Origin of the sequence: Pseudomonas sp. WS 5027, assembly GCF_012985695.1 — a bacterium.
Taxonomy (GTDB): Bacteria; Pseudomonadota; Gammaproteobacteria; order Pseudomonadales; family Pseudomonadaceae; genus Aquipseudomonas; species Aquipseudomonas hygromyciniae.
The window spans coordinates 116,101-130,867 of sequence record NZ_JAAQWU010000004.1 but is presented as its reverse complement, the minus strand read 5'-3'; the positions used below and the strand labels follow the sequence as shown (position 1 = coordinate 130,867).

The 14,767-nt window shown below is 61.7% G+C and carries 15 protein-coding genes and 1 pseudogene; 10 read left to right on the top strand and 6 right to left on the bottom strand.

Going from position 1 to position 14,767, the window contains the following annotated elements; all coding sequences use genetic code 11:
* The first annotated feature begins 68 nt into the window (after positions 1 to 68).
* The 4 genes and pseudogenes from HBO09_RS07145 (at position 69) to HBO09_RS07130 (ending at position 2,098) form a co-directional block, all read left to right on the top strand.
* Positions 69 to 671 carry a response regulator transcription factor gene (locus tag HBO09_RS07145; RefSeq protein WP_169996358.1) on the top strand — a complete coding sequence of 201 codons (603 nt, stop codon included), beginning with the start codon at positions 69 to 71 and terminating at the stop codon, positions 669 to 671.
* A gap of 28 nt (positions 672 to 699) precedes the next feature.
* Positions 700 to 927, top strand: a pseudogene (locus tag HBO09_RS07140) (ASCH domain-containing protein); the annotation flags it as partial.
* Positions 928 to 1,044: 117 nt separating this feature from the next.
* Complete coding sequence (locus HBO09_RS07135) at positions 1,045 to 1,482, top strand: GNAT family N-acetyltransferase (protein ID WP_169996548.1); 438 nt, start codon at positions 1,045 to 1,047, stop codon at positions 1,480 to 1,482.
* A gap of 124 nt (positions 1,483 to 1,606) precedes the next feature.
* The gene (locus HBO09_RS07130) at positions 1,607 to 2,098 is read left to right on the top strand and encodes a GNAT family N-acetyltransferase (RefSeq protein WP_169996360.1); all 492 of its coding nucleotides are present in this window, start codon (positions 1,607 to 1,609) and stop codon (positions 2,096 to 2,098) included.
* Between the two features lie 14 nt (positions 2,099 to 2,112).
* Here HBO09_RS07130 and HBO09_RS07125 read toward each other — a convergent pair whose 3' ends face one another.
* Positions 2,113 to 3,324 carry a YgcG family protein gene (locus HBO09_RS07125; protein ID WP_170060859.1) on the bottom strand — a complete coding sequence of 404 codons (1,212 nt, stop codon included), beginning with the start codon at positions 3,322 to 3,324 and terminating at the stop codon, positions 2,113 to 2,115.
* 131 nt (positions 3,325 to 3,455) lie between these two features.
* Between HBO09_RS07125 and HBO09_RS07120 the strand changes: the two genes are divergently transcribed.
* Both HBO09_RS07120 and HBO09_RS07115 read left to right on the top strand, forming a co-directional pair.
* The gene (locus tag HBO09_RS07120; RefSeq protein ID WP_169996364.1) at positions 3,456 to 4,271 is read left to right on the top strand and encodes an alpha/beta hydrolase; all 816 of its coding nucleotides are present in this window, start codon (positions 3,456 to 3,458) and stop codon (positions 4,269 to 4,271) included.
* Positions 4,261 to 5,463, top strand: coding sequence for a PAS domain-containing sensor histidine kinase (locus HBO09_RS07115; RefSeq protein ID WP_169996365.1), 1,203 nt, complete (start codon positions 4,261 to 4,263; stop codon positions 5,461 to 5,463). The genes HBO09_RS07120 and HBO09_RS07115 overlap by 11 nt, the downstream gene beginning before the upstream one ends.
* On the opposite strand, the gene HBO09_RS07110 is transcribed toward HBO09_RS07115, so the two are convergent.
* Together HBO09_RS07110 and HBO09_RS07105 are read right to left on the bottom strand one after the other, a co-directional pair.
* A complete protein-coding gene (locus tag HBO09_RS07110; RefSeq protein WP_169996367.1) occupies positions 5,454 to 5,837 on the bottom strand; it encodes a type 1 fimbrial protein in 384 nt (127 codons plus the stop codon). The genes HBO09_RS07115 and HBO09_RS07110 overlap by 10 nt on opposite strands.
* Positions 5,838 to 5,984: 147 nt before the next feature.
* A complete protein-coding gene (locus tag HBO09_RS07105; protein ID WP_169996369.1) occupies positions 5,985 to 7,550 on the bottom strand; it encodes a L,D-transpeptidase family protein in 1,566 nt (521 codons plus the stop codon).
* A 37-nt stretch (positions 7,551 to 7,587) separates the two neighbouring features.
* On the opposite strand from HBO09_RS07105, the gene HBO09_RS07100 reads away from it, so the two are divergent.
* The 3 genes from HBO09_RS07100 (at position 7,588) to HBO09_RS07090 (ending at position 9,438) form a co-directional block, all read left to right on the top strand.
* On the top strand, positions 7,588 to 8,286 hold the full coding sequence (locus HBO09_RS07100) for a murein L,D-transpeptidase catalytic domain family protein (protein WP_169996371.1): 699 nt from the start codon (positions 7,588 to 7,590) through the stop codon (positions 8,284 to 8,286).
* 44 nt (positions 8,287 to 8,330) lie between these two features.
* Positions 8,331 to 9,080, top strand: coding sequence for a creatininase family protein (locus HBO09_RS07095; RefSeq protein WP_169996373.1), 750 nt, complete (start codon positions 8,331 to 8,333; stop codon positions 9,078 to 9,080).
* Positions 9,081 to 9,162: 82 nt separating this feature from the next.
* A complete protein-coding gene (locus tag HBO09_RS07090) occupies positions 9,163 to 9,438 on the top strand; it encodes a hypothetical protein (RefSeq protein ID WP_169996375.1) in 276 nt (91 codons plus the stop codon).
* On the opposite strand, the gene yfcF is transcribed toward HBO09_RS07090, so the two are convergent.
* Together yfcF and HBO09_RS07080 are read right to left on the bottom strand one after the other, a co-directional pair.
* Positions 9,413 to 10,045: a glutathione transferase gene (yfcF, locus tag HBO09_RS07085; RefSeq protein ID WP_169996377.1), complete on the bottom strand. Its 633-nt coding sequence runs from the start codon at positions 10,043 to 10,045 to the stop codon at positions 9,413 to 9,415. The genes HBO09_RS07090 and yfcF overlap by 26 nt on opposite strands.
* Before the next feature lie 109 nt (positions 10,046 to 10,154).
* Positions 10,155 to 10,700, bottom strand: a complete 546-nt coding sequence (locus HBO09_RS07080) for a DUF924 family protein (protein WP_169996379.1) — start codon at positions 10,698 to 10,700, stop codon at positions 10,155 to 10,157.
* 133 nt (positions 10,701 to 10,833) lie between these two features.
* Between HBO09_RS07080 and HBO09_RS07075 the strand changes: the two genes are divergently transcribed.
* On the top strand, positions 10,834 to 11,985 hold the full coding sequence (locus HBO09_RS07075) for a DUF1624 domain-containing protein (RefSeq protein ID WP_169996381.1): 1,152 nt from the start codon (positions 10,834 to 10,836) through the stop codon (positions 11,983 to 11,985).
* A 422-nt stretch (positions 11,986 to 12,407) separates the two neighbouring features.
* Here HBO09_RS07075 and metE read toward each other — a convergent pair whose 3' ends face one another.
* Positions 12,408 to 14,696, bottom strand: a complete 2,289-nt coding sequence (gene metE, locus HBO09_RS07070; RefSeq protein WP_169996383.1) for a 5-methyltetrahydropteroyltriglutamate--homocysteine S-methyltransferase — start codon at positions 14,694 to 14,696, stop codon at positions 12,408 to 12,410.
* Between the last annotated feature and the right edge of the window lie 71 nt (positions 14,697 to 14,767).

The following is a 14,767-nucleotide window of genomic DNA, read 5'->3' as shown; positions in this document are numbered from 1 at the left end:
GGCAGGCGGTGAACAGAGTGGTAAAGTAGCACGCCACAGGACAACCTGGCCCCAGGGAGGAGCACACCATGACATGCCGGATCATCATCGCCGACGACCATCCCATGTTTCGCGAAGGCATGCTGCGCACGGTGCAACGCCTGCTGCCCGAGGCTCGCGTGGAGCAGGCCGGCGACCTGGACACGGTGCTGCAAATGCTCAAGGGCGGTGGCGAAGTCGACACGCTGATCCTCGACCTGCGCTTCCCCGGGCTGACTTGCATCAGCCAGCTGGGCGAACTGCGCCAGCAACTGCGGCGCACCACGTTGATCGTGGTGTCGATGGTCGATGACCCACTGCTGATCGAACAGGTGATGGCAATGGGCGCCGATGGCTTTATCGGCAAAAACATCGCCCCCGAAGAGATCGGCCAGGCCCTGCTCGCCATCCGCCAGGGCGAAGTGCTGGTCAAGTTCGCCCCCTCGGGGCTATTGCCCCTGGACACCCACACCCTGACTGCGCGCCAGCAGGAAGTGTTGCGGCTGATCGCCCAAGGCAAGACCAACAAGGAAATCGCCAAGGCCCTGGATATTTCGCCGTTTACCGTGCGTATCCATGTGTCCGGGTTGCTGAGAAGCCTGAACGTGCCATCGCGGGCGGCAGCGGCAGTCAAATACAGTCCAACCCTGTAGGAGCGGTACCATCAAAGCGCTATCCATCGTGCGCCCCAGCGGCAGCCGCATTGCCTCAGGCGAAAAAACCCTGGAAATCCGCCGCTGGCATCCAGGACTGGAGCCGTCCCAGGACCTGCTGATTGTCGAGAACGAGCGCTTCCTGCATGCCGATGGCGATGAAGACGACGCCGGTGTTGCCGTCGCCGTCGTGCGGGTAAAAGCAGTTCGTGCATTTACCCCTGAGGACGTACCAGCGGCCTGTGCCAGCTATTTCGAGGAAGGCTGGCTCGCCTGGGAACTGAGCGATGTACGGCCGCTCGCACATCCCTTCAGTGCCCTGGCGGCACGGGGGATCTACGAGGTTGAATTCATGGACAACAGCGAGAACTGCATGCCCCCTCACATCAGAGTCGCCACCCCGGCGGACATCAACGTCATCTTCGACATTCGCACCAGCGTCACGGAAAACCACCTGTCCCACGATCAACTGACAGAAATGGGCATCACCCCTGATGCCATCGAGCAAGCCATGCAACAAGCGCCCTGCGTATGGATCGCCGAGGTGGATGGCGTGGCGGCCGGGTTTTCCATGGCCGATGTCGAGGACGGCTGCGTATTTGCTGCGTTCATCCGCCCTGAATTTGAAGGGCGCGGGCTGGGCCGCAGGCTGATGCAGCAGGCCGAAGCCTTGTTGTTCCAGCACCATCCACAGATCTGGCTGGAAACCGCAGAAGCCAGCCGGGCCAATGGGTTTTACCAGCGACTGGGTTGGAGGGTGGTCGCGCAGTTGCCGCAGGGCGACATCCGCATGGAAAAACACCGCACTTAAACGCCCCTGTAGGAGCCGGCTTGCCGGCTCCTACAGGGGTGGGTTTTGTTTGTGGGATTTTCGTCAGTGCTCCTACCCCGCTATCATGCAGCCCCTCGCTCAACCGCCCAGCCCAGGAACCGCCATGCCCGCCCTCACCCTACGCAACGCCACCCCGGCAGATGCCACTCGCTGCTATGAGATCGAAATCAGCGCCTACGAAGGTGATGAAGCCGCGACCCTGGAGAAGATCGCCACGCGTATCGCCCTGTACCCCCAAGGCTTCCTGATCCTGGAAGTGGACGCTCAGGTGGTGGGCTTTATCAACGGCGGTTGCGCCCATGAGGTGGTGATGTCGGATGAAGCCTTCAAGGAGTTGGTAGGGCACGCAGCGGATGCGCCAAATGTTGTGATCATGTCGGTGGTGGTGGACCCGGCGCATCAGGGCAAGGGTTATTCCACGCAATTGATGGCAGAATTTGTGCAACGGATGCGTGCAATGGGCAAGCAGGCCATCCACCTGATGTGCAAGGAGCAGCATGTGCCGTTGTACACGCGCATGGGTTACCAGTATGTGCAGCCCTCGGCATCAGATCATGGCGGGATGGCTTGGCATGAAATGGTGATGACGCTCTGAACCGGCAGCGGGCTTCACCAACTCCCCGAAGCCCCGCCGCCACCGCTGGAGCCACCGCCACCGGAAAACCCGCCACCGGAGCTTGAGCTGGAACTGGAACTTGAACTTGAGCGGTCGCTGGAACCTGTGCCCGATCCGCCCGTACCCTGGCCGTAAATGAACAGCGCCGCGAATGAGCTGATGGGCAAGGCGAACAACCAGCCATCAAGCCCCAGTTCCAGCAAATACCCGGCGGCGCCATACACTCCCAGCACCATCACCGACTGTATGCAAAACCCCACCCGGCTGTTTTTCCACGCAGCCCTCATCACTGCGAACAGGATCAGGTACAGGCCCAGCACCACCAGTGCGGCCATCGGCCAGGCCAGCCAGTTCATAAAGGACACTTCGGCCAGGTAGTGATCCACCAGCCCCAGACCGATGCTGTAAGCCATCAACGCCAGTACGCAATAAAACACCACCTTGGCCTGCCACAACGCGCCGAATATGGCCGCGCTGATCGACATGCAAAAGGGCAGCGCCAGCACATAGATCGGCCAGGCCTTGCCATTGATTGCGGCCAGCGCGGTCAGCAGCACGGTCACTAGCAGGGCGGCGATCAGACCGCGTCGCCAATGCAACTTGCCCGAGGCCAGCAGCACCCCGCCGACGGCGCCGAGGATCAGGGCCAGCAACACCGCAGCCTCATCCACCGTCTCCCTGGACTCGTCCACCGCTGGCAAGTCGCCCCCTTCGACCAACACGCTCAGGGCATCCACCGCGTGTTGCACACCGGCGGCGTAATCGCCCTGGCGAAACGCCGGGGTCAGTTGCTCCTCGATAATCCGGTGGCTCAACAGGTCCGTGACCACGCCTTCCAAGCCGTATCCGACTTCGATCCGCACCTTGCGGTCATCCTTGATCACCAGCAGCAAAATACCGTCGTCGATGCCCTTGCGCCCCAATTTCCAGGCGCGCAACAGATCGGTGGTGAACGTTTCAAGGTCGGCGTCCCCCGTAGTCGGCAGCAGCATTACGCCGATCTGCGCGCCCTTGCGTTGTTCCAGCGCCGCGAGTTGGTCGGTCAGGCGCTGCTGGGTCGAGGTGTCCAGGGTGTGGGTCAGGTCGATCACCCGCTGGTTCAGCGCCACGTTCCCCCATGGCGACGGCGCCGTTTGCGCCAAGGCCAGCGCAGCGAACACCATGACCAACAAGCCCCAGGCCGATTGCCGTAAAAACCGCGCCATACTGGTTACCTGACGTTTCGTCCTGAAAGCGCCGACTTTACCCTATCAACGCTATATCTAGTGACCCTATGCGGTTGACTCTCTAAACTGACGGCAAAAGTTCATAGCACCACGTCACTACGAGCACGCCCATGGATATTCGACATCGCAACAACGTCAACGTAGTGGGCAATGGTTCCTCGACCCTGGTGTTTTCCCATGGCTTTGGCTGCAACCAGGCCATGTGGAATTACCTGCTGCCCCATTTCGTCGAGCGTTTTCGCGTGGTGTCCTATGACCTGGTAGGAGCTGGCTTGTCCGACCTGAAGGCCTATCACAAGGAAAAATATGCCTCCCTGGGCGGTTACGCCGCCGATCTGAACGAGATTATCGATGGGTTCGCCAGCGGCCCGGTGATCCTGGTCGGCCACTCGGTCAGCGCCATGATCGGCACCCTCGCCGACCGCGCCGCCCCCGGGCGCATCGCCGCCCATGTAATGATCGGCCCCTCCCCTTGCTACATCGATACCGACGACTACGTGGGCGGGTTCAAACCCGAAGATATCCAGTCGCTGCTCGACACTCTCGACAGCAACTACCTGGGTTGGTCCAGCACCATGGCCCCGGTGATCATGGGCGCGCCGGGGCAACCGGCCCTCAGTGAAGAACTGACTGACAGCTTCTGCCGCACCGAGCCCGAGATCGCCAAGCAGTTTGCGCGGGTGACGTTCTTGTCGGATAACCGCGCCGATATCGGCGGCCTCACCACCCCCACACTGATCCTGCAATCGAGCGATGACCTGATCGCTCCGGTCTGCGTGGGCGAGTACCTGCACCGTGCGTTGCCCCACAGCAGCTATTGCCTGATCGACAATGTGGGCCATTGCCCCCATATGAGCGCGGCACCGGCCTGCGCGGCCGCGATGGATAACTTCCTGGCGCCATGGGCAGTTGTCCATGGTCAATGACCAGATGCTGTTCGACGGCGCGGCCTGTGCGCTGGCCGTCACCACCGAAGACGGCACGCTCCTGCGGGTAAACCAGTGCTTCAGCGACTGGTTGGGCATGGCGGTGGCCGAGTTGCACGGGCGGCGTTTCCAAGACCTGCTGACCATGGGCGGGCGTATTTTTCATCAGACTCATCTGGCCCCATTGATGCAGGTACAAGGCCGCGTCACCGAGGTCAAGCTCGACCTGCGCCATCGTGACGGCCACACCGTGACCGTCCTGCTCAATGCCATCAAGCGCGACCACGCCAGCGGCGTGCGGCACGAACTGGCGCTGTTCGGTACCACCGACCGCGACAAGTACGAGCGCGAGCTGCTCAATGCACGCAAGTTGGCCGAAGCCCTGCTGCTGGAAAAAACCGCCGCGCAAACCGCCCTCCAGCAAGCCCAGGCGCAGCTCAACCAGGCCTATATCAAGGCCCAGCGCCGAGCGCTGTTTGCCGAGCAAATGGTCGCCATCGTCAGCCACGACCTGAAAAACCCGCTGACCGCGATCAAGATGGCCTCCGATTTCCTCGCCCGGGGCGAGCGCACCGCCAAGGAAACCCAATTGATTGGCCATATCGGCCAGTCATCGGAGCGTGCCCAACGGATGATCGCCGACCTGCTGGACTTCACCCAGGCGCGGGTCGGCGTTGGCATAGCCGTCACCCCCACTGCGCTGGACCTGCATGAGGTGACCCGGTGCGCGGTGGATGAGCTGCGGGTGGCCTTTCCTCGGGCCACTCTGGTGCATCACACCGTGGGCGCTGCCGATACTTGCCTGGATGGCGACCGCCTGCAGCAAATCATCGGCAACCTGGTGGCCAATAGCGTGGCCTACGGCGACCTGCAACAACCGATCACCATTACCTCGCAAATGGATCACCACGGCGCCAGCCTCTCGGTGCATAACCATGGGCCGGTGATTGACGATGCGCTGATGAGCGTACTGTTTGAACCCATGACCCGCGGCACCGACCAAGACACCGATGTGCGCAGTGTCGGGCTGGGGTTGTTTATCGTGCGGGAAATTGCCAAGGCCCATGGCGGGGATGTGACGGCAAGCTCCCAGGTGGGCAGCGGCACGACGTTTACCGTCTGTTTCCAGACTAACGCGACAACCCCCACCTTTGATCCTTGCTGCCTGGAGTCACGGGGTTTTCAGGGATAACTCAGCGTCACCAGGTAAGCCCCTGAGCGCAACGGCTTGCCCGCCCCATCGTTCAAGCTGTAGTGCCGATCGAAGTAACGGCCATCCCCCGTGGTTTCGGTCACCAGCTTGACCTTGACCGCTGTGTGGTCCAGCGCTCTGACGGTAGGTACCGGCTCGACGCCACGGGCGCTGATGCTGCTTGCGGATGCAAACGTCGGGCAACCGCTCAGTGCCAACGTTGCCCCAGACCCGCCGCCGGCAGTGCACGTTGCCTCGACGATGCTGCCACGAAACTGGATAACGCCGTGGGCCACGGTGGTTGCTGCTTGGCCACTGCCGCTGACGAGCGCGAAAAACAGGCTGATACCGACTGCCAAACCTTGACTGCTCATGTTGAACGCTCCTGGGTATGTACCCATCACGTCGGCAAGTCTGGTTGGTTTCTTGAGGGTTTAAGAAATATCTGATGGATATTTTTTCAAGGATGCCAACCGGGTCTCATATTGCGCAGATCCCCGGCGGCTTTTCGGCGGGAGCGTCTATAGGACCGCGCCCAGCGCCTTCAACAACACGCCATCGCGGCTATAGATATCCGGCGCGTACAGCAACGCACCCTGGCTATCCACCTGCACTGTCCAATAGCCCAGCAACACGGGGACCGGCGTAGCCAGGCGGAACTCGTGGGTCACCCCGGTCGCCAGCAACGCCTCGGTACGCGCCCTTTCAGCCGGGCTCACCAGCAGATCGCGCAACAACATCGGCTGCTCCACTCGCACACACCCCGAACTGAACGCCCGCGGCCCCTTGCTGAACAACGGCTGGCTGGGCGTATCGTGCAGGTATACGGAAAACGGATTGGGGAAACGCATGACAATCTTGCCCAACGGGTTGCGCGGGCCGGCGTCCTGGCGCAGGAGAATATTGCCGGGGTGCGACCAATCCACCTGCTCGGGCGAGAGTGCGCGACCTTCGCTGTCGAGCACCTTGAGGTTCTGCTGGCGCAAGTACTCCGGGTTCAGGCGAATGGCTGGCAGTTTGTCCTCGCGCATGATGGTCGGTGGGATGGTCCAGGTAGGGTTGAGGGTCAACCGCGTGATGCGCGACTTGAGCAGCGGCGTTTGCCGTTCGGCGCGGCCCACCTGCAAACGGGTCTGCCACACGGGGACGCCGCCCTGGTAGACGCTTAACTGCGCCGCCGCAACGTTGACCAGAATGCCGTCCGGCTCTAGGTCCTGGGCCAACCAGCGGAAGCGCTCGAGATTGACCCGCAGTTGCTCGCGCCGCACCGCCGGGCTGACGTTGAGTTCGGCCACCGTCCCCGGGCCGATCACCCCATCGGCTTGCAGCGAATGGCTGGCCTGGAAGCGCTTCACTCCCTCCACCAACTCATTGGCGTATTGATTGCCCTTGGGCACGCTCGCCAGATAACCGCCACTGACCAGGCGTCGGGCCAATGCCGGCACCCGTGGGTCGTCCCGGCCAGGGCGCAACAACGGGCCGTCGGCAATCACGCCCCATTGCGCCAAGGGTTGCAGGCGCTGGGTGGCGTAGGCCGTGCGCAGGCTGCGGTATAGCTGTGCGCTGGGCCTGGCCTGGTCGAATGCCGCAGGTATGTCGGCAAGCCCGGCGTTGGCCAGGGCCAGCACCGCGAGGGCTGGGTCCTCGCTCGGCGGCTGGGAATGCCACAGCGGCTCGTAATGGGCCTGCTGCAAACGGCCATAGTGCAAGTCATGCAGGGCTTGCAGATAGTGCTGACTGGTTTCGAAGTCGGTACACAGCACATTGCCGGTGCTTGTCGTGTCGGGCAGCCGATAATGCGCCGGGTCGAGGCCGTCGTCGGCCAGCAACAGCAACTGGTCCTGCAACGCCTGCCGGCGCCCCTCCACCAACCAGAGGGCGGTATTGCCTTGTTGCTGGTAAAAAGCCTGCAGCCGCAACTCGGCTGGCGTATCCAACTGGGTGGCTAAACCGGGGCAGACACTCGACAACTGCCCAAGTGCCAGCTGTACTGGGTTTGACGGCTCGACCGGCACTTCATCGGCCGTGGCGACCAATGGTGCTACGAGCAAGCAAAGGCTCAAGTAACATGCAGTTTTTTTGAACAATGGCTTAGCTCCAATCTACGGCGGAGATGCTCGATAAATGCTGAATATTGACTGCCGACTCGGCCTGATCGCCGCCATTCTGGCCGCGTTTTGTACGGGTGCCTTCGCAGAGAATGCCAAACCTCATACCTTGTATAGCAGCCTGGCGCGCTCGGCTCCAGAACTCAATCCCACCGTACTCAAAAGCGCCCTCAGCGCGATGCAGTGTGCCGTCAATAATGGCCAGGAACGCTCCGAACGCCTGGCAGTGATCGACTATTCGCAACCTTCGACCGCCCGTCGCCTGTGGATTTTCGATCTGCGCCAAAAAAAGCTGGTGCTGCGCGACCTGGTGGCCCACGGGCAAAAATCCGGGGAAAACTTCGCCACCCAATTCTCCAACAGTGAAGGCAGCCATCAATCCAGCCTCGGCCTGTTCCGCACCCAGGAAAGCTACCAAGGCACCCACGGCTACTCGCTGCGCATGGACGGCCTGGAGCCGGGCTTCAATGACCAGGCCCGCGACCGCGCCATCGTGATCCATGCCGCCGACTATGTCAGCCCGCTGTGGAGCAAGCGTGAAGGCCGCATCGGCCGCAGCCAGGGCTGCCCCGCCGTGCGCCCGCAAGTGGCGCGCCAGGTGGTGGACAAGCTCAAGGATGGGCAGTTCATGTTCTCCTGGTACCCCGACCAGCGCTGGCTCAAGTCCTCGGCCTACCTCAATTGCAAGCCGCGCCAGATCGCCAGCGCCGGTTGAGGTAGTATCTGGCAGGCCGAGCCTGACCAGAGAGAGGACCTGAAATGCTTTTGCACCAGTCAACGTGGATCGAGATTGGCCAATTTCTCGACCGCAGCCGCACCGTGGTGATCCCCATCGGTTCCAACGAACAACATGGCCCCACGGGCCTGTTGGGCACCGATTGGATGTGCCCGGAAATCATCGCCCATCAAGCGCAAAAAGACGCCGATATCCTGGTTGGCCCGACGTTCAATATCGGCATGGCCCAGCATCACCTCGGGTTCCCCGGCACCATCTCCCTGCGTCCGTCGACGTTTATCGCCGCCATTGGTGACTGGACCCGCTCCCTGGCGGCCCATGGCTTTGAGAAAATCCTCTTTCTCAATGGTCATGGCGGCAATATCGCCACCATTGAAGCGGCCTTTTCCGAGCTATACGCCGAAGCCAGCTTCGCCCGCCGCCCAGCCGGCTTCGCCTTGAAGCTGTGCAACTGGTGGGACCTGGAAGGCGTTGGCGAGCTGGCACGCGCGCAGTTCCCGACAGGACATGGCACCCATGCCACGCCCTCCGAGATCGCGATTACCCAGTGGGCCTATCCCGACTCGATCAAGACAGCCGAGTACTCGCCCCGGATTGCTCCCGCCGGCCCGATCCGCGAGGCCCAGGACTTCCGCGCCCGCCACCCGGATGGGCGCATGGGTTCGGACCCGGCCCTGGCAACCCCGGCAAAAGGCGGTGAACTGGTGGCCCTGGCTGCCAAGGGTTTGGTAGCGGCGGTGCATGCATTCAGCGGCGAAGCCATGCCCAACTGATGCCATCCCCTGTAGGAGACCGCTTGCCGGCTCCTACAGTAGTCAGCGTACATACAACAAAGTCTATAAGAAGGACCTCACCATGAAACCCCACCAGAAGACTTTTGATCGCATCCGCAACGCTGTCCTGCCGGAGTTTCGCGAGCGCGTTGCCGACTATTTGGTCGAATACGAAAACGTCCTGCAGGCCCCTGCTGTCGATACGCTTCAGGCCTGCGCCGCCGCCCAGCAACTGCGCGGCTATCTGCGCGGCCTGAACACCACCCGGGTGCTGGGCATGGAAGACTGGGAAGATCTCGATCGCCGCGTTGCGCAGGAATGGCCGCTGGGCCCTATAACGCCGGGCGTGCCTGGCTGACCCAGGCCTGCACCGATGGCCGCTGCCACTGACGCTGGGCATACGCCACCAACGGCGCGGGCACCGGATCGCCGTTGAGGATCAGCCGGTTGAGTATCACGGCCAGGTCCAGATCGGCAATCGACCATTGGCCAAACAGATAGTCATCGCCCGCGGCCAGCCAGTACTGCGCAGCCGCAATCAGTTTGTCCGCCGCCACTTGGGCCTGGGTGGATAACGGGCCGTACTTGGCCCCGCAAAACACCACCAGCGTGGAGCGCTCCTGGCGGATGGGCAGCAGGTCACTGCGCAACCACGCCTGGATCTGCCGCGCCCGCGCACGCTGGCGTGGCTGCGTGGGGTACACCGGCACATCCGGGAACACCTCGTCCAGATACTCGGTAATCGCCGACGACTCGGACAAGGCAAACCCATCCTGCTCCAGGGTCGGCACCCGCTGGGTCACGGAAAGCCCGGCAAACGCCGGCGCCTGCTGCTCCAGCGCATCCAGGTCGAGGGTGTGCACCTCGAACGGCAAGCCTTTTTCCTGCAGGGCCACAAACACCGACATCGCATACGGGCTAGTGAACAGGACATCGACATACAAGCGCATCGGCAGATTCGTCACGGCGGCATCTCCTTGGGTGAACAGCCACGCTACGAGATGTGCGGCGACAAATACAATGCAGCTTTTTTATGGGGGCATTCCTCGGCGGAATACAACCGGCGCTAACAAGCTAGCCGGAAAACCCACCCCCCTTAAGAAACGCCTGCTCCTCCTCAGTGGTCACCCGGCCCAACGCCCCATTGCGATGGGGGAACCGGCCGAAACGCTCGATGATGTCGGCATGTTCCTTGGCCCAATGGTAAGTATCAGCATCGAGTTGTTGGTTCAATGCCAGGGAACGCTGCTGGTCATCGGGCTGTTCTGAATGCTCAAAGGGCAAGTAGCAGAACGCGCGCAATGCCGGGTCGATCAGCCGGTCCATCCCCGCGTCGATCATACGTGCGGCGTAAGCCCTGGCCAGTGGATCGGTGGCAAACATATGGGCGGTGCCGCGGAAGGTATTGCGCGGGTATTGATCGAGCAGGATCAGCAACGCCAGCGCGCCTTCGGGCTCGTTCATCCAGTATTCCAGTTCGCCCCTGGCCGCCTGGAAGTGGGCCTCATGGAAACGGGCGCCGAACTCGGCATCGAACTGTGCATCTTTCTTGAACCAGCGTGATGGGCCCGCCGCTGTCCAGAATTGCACGACAGCTTTGAAATCAATCGGGTCGCTCATAAATGACTCCTGGGTCGTCAAGGTCTATGCCCTACCCTAGCATCCGCAGGGTGCGATTCCGACTCAGAAATCCACGACTGCCGATCAATGTTATAAGATAACCACCCTTCCCTTCCGCCGACGATCTTGCCTCATGACTGACGCTGTTCCCCGCTCACGCCTGCTTTCCATCGACGCCCTGCGCGGCCTGGTGATCCTGTTCATGTTGCTTGACCACGTGCGCGAAACGTTTCTGCTGCACCGGCAAGTCAGCGACCCGATGAGCATCGACACTACGGAGCCGGCGTTGTTTATCAGCCGTACCCTGGCCCACTTGTGCGCGCCGGTATTTGTGTTGCTGACTGGTCTGTCGGCGTTTCTGTACGGCGAAAAATACCAGGGCCGCGGTGACGTCTCGGCGTTTTTGTTCAAGCGCGGGCTGTTTCTGGTAGTGCTGGAATTTACTCTGGTGAACTTCGCCTGGACCTTCCAACTGCCTCCCAGCGTCATCTATATGCAGGTGATCTGGGCCATCGGCGTAAGCATGATCGCCCTCGCCGTGCTGGTGTGGTTGCCACGCCCGTTGCTGATCGGCCTGGCACTGGTGATCATTGGCGGGCATAACCTGCTCGACGGCGTGCACTTCGCAGCGGGGTCGGCGCTGCACGTTCCATGGGCGATCTTGCACGAACGCAGCTGGATCGAAGTAGGCGACAGTCTGCGCCTGCGCACGACGTACCCGGTGCTGCCGTGGATCGGTGTGATTGCCCTGGGTTACGGCATCGGCCCGTGGTTTTCCGGCTCGATGGCGCCGGCGCGGCGTCAGCGGTATCTGTTACTGGCGGGCGTTGGCGCGCTGGTGGGCTTTGTGGTGTTGCGCGTAATCAATGGCTACGGTGAAGCGCCATGGCAAATGTACGACAGCCATGTGCAGACGCTGATGAGTTTCTTCAACATCACCAAATACCCACCTTCACTGCTGTTCCTCGCGCTGACATTGGGGGTGGGGCTGTTGTTGCTGCGGGGCTTCGAACGCGCCGGGCAACCACGCTGGATCGGCACCCTGGCGGTGTTCGGCGCGGCGCCGATGTTCTTTTATTTGCTGCATTTGTATGTGTTGAAGGTGCTGTACGTGATGGGCGTGGCGCTGTTTGGCCTGAACCAGGGGACGCACTTTGGCTTCGACAACGTAGCATCGGTGTGGCTGGTGGCGTTGTTGCTGCCGCTGGCGTTGTACCTGCCAGTACGCTGGTTTGCCGGGCTGAAGGCTCGGCGGCGGGATATTGCGTGGCTCAAGTACCTGTGACCCTAGAGATCCAACTGCAGGGGCACCGCACATCAACTGTAGGAGCCGGCTTGCCGGCGATAGCGGTGCACCTGGCACCAAAAAGGGTGACTGAACCACCGCTTTCGCGAGCAAGCCCGCTCCCACAGGGGATCTCGGTGCGGCAGGGAGTTTTGCATACGCTGCAAAACAAAGGTGGGAGCTGGCTTGCCTGCGATGGCGGTAGACCTGTCACCCAAGAGAGTGACTGAACCACCGCTTTCGCGAGCAAGCCCGCTCCCACAGGGGATCTCGGTACGGCAGGGAGTTTTGCATACGCTGCAAAACAAAGGTGGGAGCTGGCTTGCCTGCGATGGCGGTGCAACTTCCACCAACGAGAGTGACTGAACCACCGCTTTCGCGGGCAAGCCCGCTCCCACAGGGGGGGTTGGGGTTAGCTGCTGCTATGCCAGTTCGGCCCGCAGTTGCCGCGCAGCCGCCACCATATGAATCAGCGCCGCCTCCGTCTCTGGCCAGGCGCGGGTCTTCAGGCCGCAGTCGGGGTTCACCCACAGCCGCTCAGCCGGGATGCGCTGTGCGGCCTTGCGCAGCAGGTTGGCCATTTCCGAGGCGTCCGGTACCCGTGGCGAGTGGATGTCGTAGACGCCCGGGCCAATATCATTCGGGTAAGCGAAGGCTTCGAACGCATCCAGCAATTCCATATCCGAACGTGAGGTCTCGATGGTAATCACGTCGGCATCCATCGCCGCAATAGACTCGATCACGTCGTTGAATTCGCTGTAGCACATATGGGTATGGATCTGGGTTTCATCCCGCACACCAGAGGCGCACAGGCGGAAGACTTCGGTGGCCCAGTCCAGGTAGTGCTGCCATTGGGCCCGGCGCAGGGGCAAGCCTTCGCGGAACGCCGCTTCATCGATCTGCACGATCTTGATACCCGCTGCTTCCAGGTCCAGCACTTCGTCACGAATCGCCAGCGCCAGTTGCCGGGCCTGCACCTCGCGGCTCACGTCTTCGCGGGGAAATGACCACATCAGCATGGTCACCGGGCCGGTCAGCATGCCTTTCATCACCTTGTCGGTCAGGCCTTGGGCGTAGCGGATCCACTCCACTGTCATGGCTTTCGGGCGGCTCAGGTCACCGAAGATCACCGCCGGTTTCACGCAGCGCGAACCGTAGCTCTGCACCCAGCCAAAGCGGGTGAACACGTAGCCATCCAGTTGCTCGGCAAAATATTCAACCATGTCGTTACGCTCGGCTTCGCCATGCACCAGCACGTCCAGGCCAAGATTTTCCTGCACCTGCACGGCGTGTTTGATCTCACTGTGCATCGCCTCGACATATTCGGCCTCGCTCAACTTGCCGGCCTTGAACGACTGGCGTGCCAGGCGGATCGAGGCGGTCTGCGGGAACGAGCCAATGGTGGTGGTCGGAAACAACGGCAGGTCGAGGCCGACGCGCTGCTTGGCGATCCGCTGGGCAAACAGCGACTGGCGTTGGCTGTCTTGGGCGGTGATGGCCGCAACACGCGCTTGTACAGCCGGTTTATGGATCCGTGGCGAAGCGGCGCGGGCGGCCTGCACGGCACGGCTTTGGGCCAAGGCCGCCACGACGTTCGCGGCTTCTGGCTGATTGATGGCCTGGGCCAGCACCGCCACTTCGGCACACTTCTGCACGGCGAAGGCCAGCCAGCTTTTCAGTTCGGCGTCGAGCTTGTCTTCACGGCCCAGGTCAACCGGGCTATGCAGCAACGAGCAAGACGGCGCGACCCACAAGCGATCACCCAGGCGTTCATGGGCATGTTGCAAGGTGGCCAGGGCATTTTCCAGGTCGCAGCGCCAGACGTTACGCCCGTTGACCACGCCCAGGGACAGCACTTTATAGGCCGGCAGGCGATCGAGGATCGTCGGGTACTGATCAGGCGCACGCACCAGGTCAATGTGCAAGCCATCGACCGGCAAGTTGGCCGCCAGGCCCAGGTTTTCTTCCAGGCCGCCAAAGTAAGTGGCCACCAGTTTTTTCAGGGGGTCACGCTGGATCAGGTTGTAGGCGCGCTCAAATGCATTTTTCCAGTCCTGGGGCAAATCGAGCACCAGGATCGGTTCATCGATCTGCACCCACTCCACGCCCAGGTCCGCCAGGCGCTGGAAGATCTGGCCGTACAGCGACAGCAGGCGATCGAGCAGGTCGAGCTTGTCGAAGTCAGCGCCCTTGGCCTTGCCCAGCCACAGGTAAGTCAGTGGCCCGATCACTACCGGCTTGACGGTGTGCCCCAGGTCGCGGGCTTCTTGGACTTCTTCGAACAATTGATCCCAGCCCAGATGGAACTGCTGGTCAACGCTGAATTCGGGCACCAGGTAGTGGTAGTTGGTATCGAACCACTTGGTCATCTCCTGGGCGTGGGCGCCGCCGCAGCAACTGTCACTGACACCGCGGGCCATGGCAAACAGGGTGTGCAAGGTGGCATGGCCGTCGGCCGGACGAAAACGCTCGGGGATCACCCCGAACATCAGCGAGTGGGTCAGCACCTGGTCGTACCAGGCAAAATCCCCGGCGGGCAACAGCTCGATGCCGGCCTGTTTCTGCAGGTCCCAGTGAGTCTTGCGCAACTCACGGCCTACAGCATGCAGACCGGCTTCGTCTAACTCGCCCTTCCAAAACGCTTCTTGCGCTTTTTTCAGTTCACGATCGCGTCCAATGCGCGGAAATCCGAGGGAATGAGCGACTGCCATGACAAAAAACTCCAATGTGTTGATAGGGGAGCTATTGTCGGCAGATGGTCATAGTGAAACAAACTCATTTT

What these genes read in the sequence shown, in the direction of transcription:
- HBO09_RS07145 (WP_169996358.1), top strand. Translation starts at nt 69, where the DNA reads ATGACATGCCGGATCATCATCGCCGACGACCATCCCATGTTTCGCGAA.
- HBO09_RS07095 (WP_169996373.1), top strand. Translation starts at nt 8,331, where the DNA reads ATGCTTTTGCACCAGTCAACGTGGATCGAGATTGGCCAATTTCTCGAC.
- HBO09_RS07110 (WP_169996367.1), bottom strand. Translation starts at nt 5,837, where the DNA reads ATGAGCAGTCAAGGTTTGGCAGTCGGTATCAGCCTGTTTTTCGCGCTC.
- HBO09_RS07080 (WP_169996379.1), bottom strand. Translation starts at nt 10,700, where the DNA reads ATGAGCGACCCGATTGATTTCAAAGCTGTCGTGCAATTCTGGACAGCG.
- metE (WP_169996383.1), bottom strand. Translation starts at nt 14,696, where the DNA reads ATGGCAGTCGCTCATTCCCTCGGATTTCCGCGCATTGGACGCGATCGT.
- HBO09_RS07115 (WP_169996365.1), top strand. Translation starts at nt 4,261, where the DNA reads ATGGTCAATGACCAGATGCTGTTCGACGGCGCGGCCTGTGCGCTGGCC.
- HBO09_RS07120 (WP_169996364.1), top strand. Translation starts at nt 3,456, where the DNA reads ATGGATATTCGACATCGCAACAACGTCAACGTAGTGGGCAATGGTTCC.
- HBO09_RS07135 (WP_169996548.1), top strand. Translation starts at nt 1,045, where the DNA reads ATGCCCCCTCACATCAGAGTCGCCACCCCGGCGGACATCAACGTCATC.
- HBO09_RS07130 (WP_169996360.1), top strand. Translation starts at nt 1,607, where the DNA reads ATGCCCGCCCTCACCCTACGCAACGCCACCCCGGCAGATGCCACTCGC.
- HBO09_RS07075 (WP_169996381.1), top strand. Translation starts at nt 10,834, where the DNA reads ATGACTGACGCTGTTCCCCGCTCACGCCTGCTTTCCATCGACGCCCTG.
- HBO09_RS07090 (WP_169996375.1), top strand. Translation starts at nt 9,163, where the DNA reads ATGAAACCCCACCAGAAGACTTTTGATCGCATCCGCAACGCTGTCCTG.
- HBO09_RS07125 (WP_170060859.1), bottom strand. Translation starts at nt 3,324, where the DNA reads ATGGCGCGGTTTTTACGGCAATCGGCCTGGGGCTTGTTGGTCATGGTG.
- HBO09_RS07100 (WP_169996371.1), top strand. Translation starts at nt 7,588, where the DNA reads ATGCTGAATATTGACTGCCGACTCGGCCTGATCGCCGCCATTCTGGCC.